General features: G+C 51.3%; 1 rRNA gene. It reads left to right on the plus strand.

The window, feature by feature from the left end:
• Positions 1-220 precede the first annotated feature (220 nt).
• A 23S ribosomal RNA gene (locus tag PCE31106_RS23810) occupies positions 221-3,098 on the plus strand.
• Positions 3,099-3,152 lie beyond the last annotated feature (54 nt).

Here is a 3,152-nt window from a genome sequence, read left to right on the forward strand (position 1 = left end):
GTGAATGTTTTTGAATGACAGCAATGTCATGCAGTATTTGTTCTTTAACAATTTGGAAGAAGTAGTAGTACAACGGAAGCGCGTTAGAGATGGCGCGTGGAAATTGTACGGGTTGTGATTGTATCAACTAGTATTTAAGTGATCGAAAGATGACTTGGAATACGGCACAACGCGAAAACTCAACCTATAGGGACTGTGTCTAAAGACACACTCGTTATAGGGTCAAGCGAATAAGTGCATGTGGTGGATGCCTTGGCGATTACAGGCGATGAAGGACGCGATAGCCTGCGAAAAGTTGTGGGGAGCTGGCAAATAAGCTTTGATCCACAAATGTCCGAATGGGGAAACCCGGCCCTTTGGGTCATCCTAGACTGAATACATAGGTCTAGTGAAGCGAACGCGGCGAACTGAAACATCTAAGTAGCTGCAGGAAAAGAAATCAACCGAGATTCCCAAAGTAGTGGCGAGCGAAATGGGACCAGCCTTCAAGATTTAGCACCGGTGTTATCAAAACGGAATGGAAAGTCCGGCCATAGTGGGTGATAGCCCCGTATGAGAAAACCCTGGTGTGGAACTAAGCTTGAGAAAAGTAGGGCGGGACACGTGAAATCCTGTCTGAAGATGGGGGGACCATCCTCCAAGGCTAAATACTCGTAATCGACCGATAGTGAACCAGTACCGTGAGGGAAAGGCGAAAAGAACCCCGGGAGGGGAGTGAAATAGATCCTGAAACCGCATGCATACAAACAGTAGGAGCCTCGCAAGGGGTGACTGCGTACCTTTTGTATAATGGGTCAGCGACTTACATTCAGTGGCAAGCTTAACCGAATAGGGAAGGCGTAGCGAAAGCGAGTCCGAATAGGGCGTTCAGTCGCTGGGTGTAGACCCGAAACCAAGTGATCTATCCATGGCCAGGTTGAAGGTGCGGTAACACGTACTGGAGGACCGAACCCACTAATGTTGAAAAATTAGGGGATGAGCTGTGGATAGGGGTGAAAGGCTAAACAAACTTGGAAATAGCTGGTTCTCTCCGAAAACTATTTAGGTAGTGCCTCGTGTATCACCTTCGGGGGTAGAGCACTGTCATGGTTGAAGGGTCCATTGCGGATTACTTCGCCATAGCAAACTCCGAATACCGAAGAGTGCAATCACGGGAGACAGACATCGGGTGCTAACGTCCGGTGTCAAGAGGGAAACAACCCAGACCGCCAGCTAAGGTCCCTAAATATTGCTAAGTGGGAAACGAAGTGGGAAGGCTAAAACAGTCAGGAGGTTGGCTTAGAAGCAGCCACCCTTTAAAGAAAGCGTAATAGCTCACTGATCGAGTCGTCCTGCGCGGAAGATGTAACGGGGCTAAGCAATATACCGAAGCTGCGGATGCGAGCTTGCTCGCATGGTAGGAGAGCGTTCTGTAAGCCTGTGAAGGTGTCTTGTGAAGGATGCTGGAGGTATCAGAAGTGCGAATGCTGACATGAGTAGCGATAAAGGGGGTGAAAGGCCCCCTCGCCGTAAGCCCAAGGTTTCCTACGCAACGTTCATCGGCGTAGGGTGAGTCGGCCCCTAAGGCGAGGCAGAGATGCGTAGCTGATGGGAAGCAGGTTAATATTCCTGCACCGTCGTATGATGCGATGGGGGGACGGATCGCGGAAGGTTGTCCGGGTGTTGGAAGTCCCGGTCCCTGCAGTGGAGAAGGCGCTTAGGCAAATCCGGGCGCGTAATTCAAGGCTGTGGGGCGAGTACCTTCGGGTACGAAGCAATTGGAAGTGGTTCCAAGAAAAGCCTCTAAGCTTCAGTCATACGAGACCGTACCGCAAACCGACACAGGTGGGCGAGATGAGTATTCTAAGGCGCTTGAGAGAACTCGGGAGAAGGAACTCGGCAAATTGGTACCGTAACTTCGGGATAAGGTACGCCCTTGTAGCTTGACTGGCCTGCGCCAGGAGGGTGAAAGGGTTGCAATAAACTGGTGGCTGCGACTGTTTAATAAAAACACAGCACTCTGCAAACACGAAAGTGGACGTATAGGGTGTGACGCCTGCCCGGTGCCGGAAGATTAAATGATGGGGTGCAAGCTCTTGATTGAAGTCCCGGTAAACGGCGGCCGTAACTATAACGGTCCTAAGGTAGCGAAATTCCTTGTCGGGTAAGTTCCGACCTGCACGAATGGCGTAACGATGGCCACACTGTCTCCTCCCGAGACTCAGCGAAGTTGAAGTGTTTGTGATGATGCAATCTACCCGCGGCTAGACGGAAAGACCCCATGAACCTTTACTGTAGCTTTGCATTGGACTTTGAACCGGTCTGTGTAGGATAGGTGGGAGGCTTTGAAGCAGGAACGCTAGTTTCTGTGGAGCCGTCCTTGAAATACCACCCTGGTTTGTTTGAGGTTCTAACCTAGGTCCGTAATCCGGATCGGGGACAGTGCATGGTAGGCAGTTTGACTGGGGCGGTCTCCTCCCAAAGTGTAACGGAGGAGTACGAAGGTACGCTAGGTACGGTCGGAAATCGTGCTGATAGTGCAATGGCAAAAGCGTGCTTAACTGCGAGACTGACAAGTCGAGCAGGTGCGAAAGCAGGTCATAGTGATCCGGTGGTTCTGTATGGAAGGGCCATCGCTCAACGGATAAAAGGTACTCTGGGGATAACAGGCTGATACCGCCCAAGAGTTCATATCGACGGCGGTGTTTGGCACCTCGATGTCGGCTCATCTCATCCTGGGGCTGTAGCCGGTCCCAAGGGTATGGCTGTTCGCCATTTAAAGAGGTACGTGAGCTGGGTTTAAAACGTCGTGAGACAGTTTGGTCCCTATCTGCCGTGGGCGTTGGAAGTTTGAAGGGGGCTGCTCCTAGTACGAGAGGACCGGAGTGGACGAACCTCTGGTGTACCGGTTGTCACGCCAGTGGCATCGCCGGGTAGCTATGTTCGGAAGAGATAACCGCTGAAAGCATCTAAGCGGGAAACTCGCCTTAAGATGAGACTTCCCTGGGAACTCGATTCCCCTTAAGGGTCGTTCAAGACCAGGACGTTGATAGGTCAGGTGTGGAAGCGCAGTAATGCGTTAAGCTAACTGATACTAATTGCCCGTGAGGCTTGATCCTATAACCAGTGTGTTTTTCCTGGTGTGAGTGTCGTGCAGTGTGCCGATACAACTC

The organism is Pandoraea cepalis, from assembly GCF_902459665.1.
GTDB classification, from domain to species: domain Bacteria; phylum Pseudomonadota; class Gammaproteobacteria; order Burkholderiales; family Burkholderiaceae; genus Pandoraea; species Pandoraea cepalis.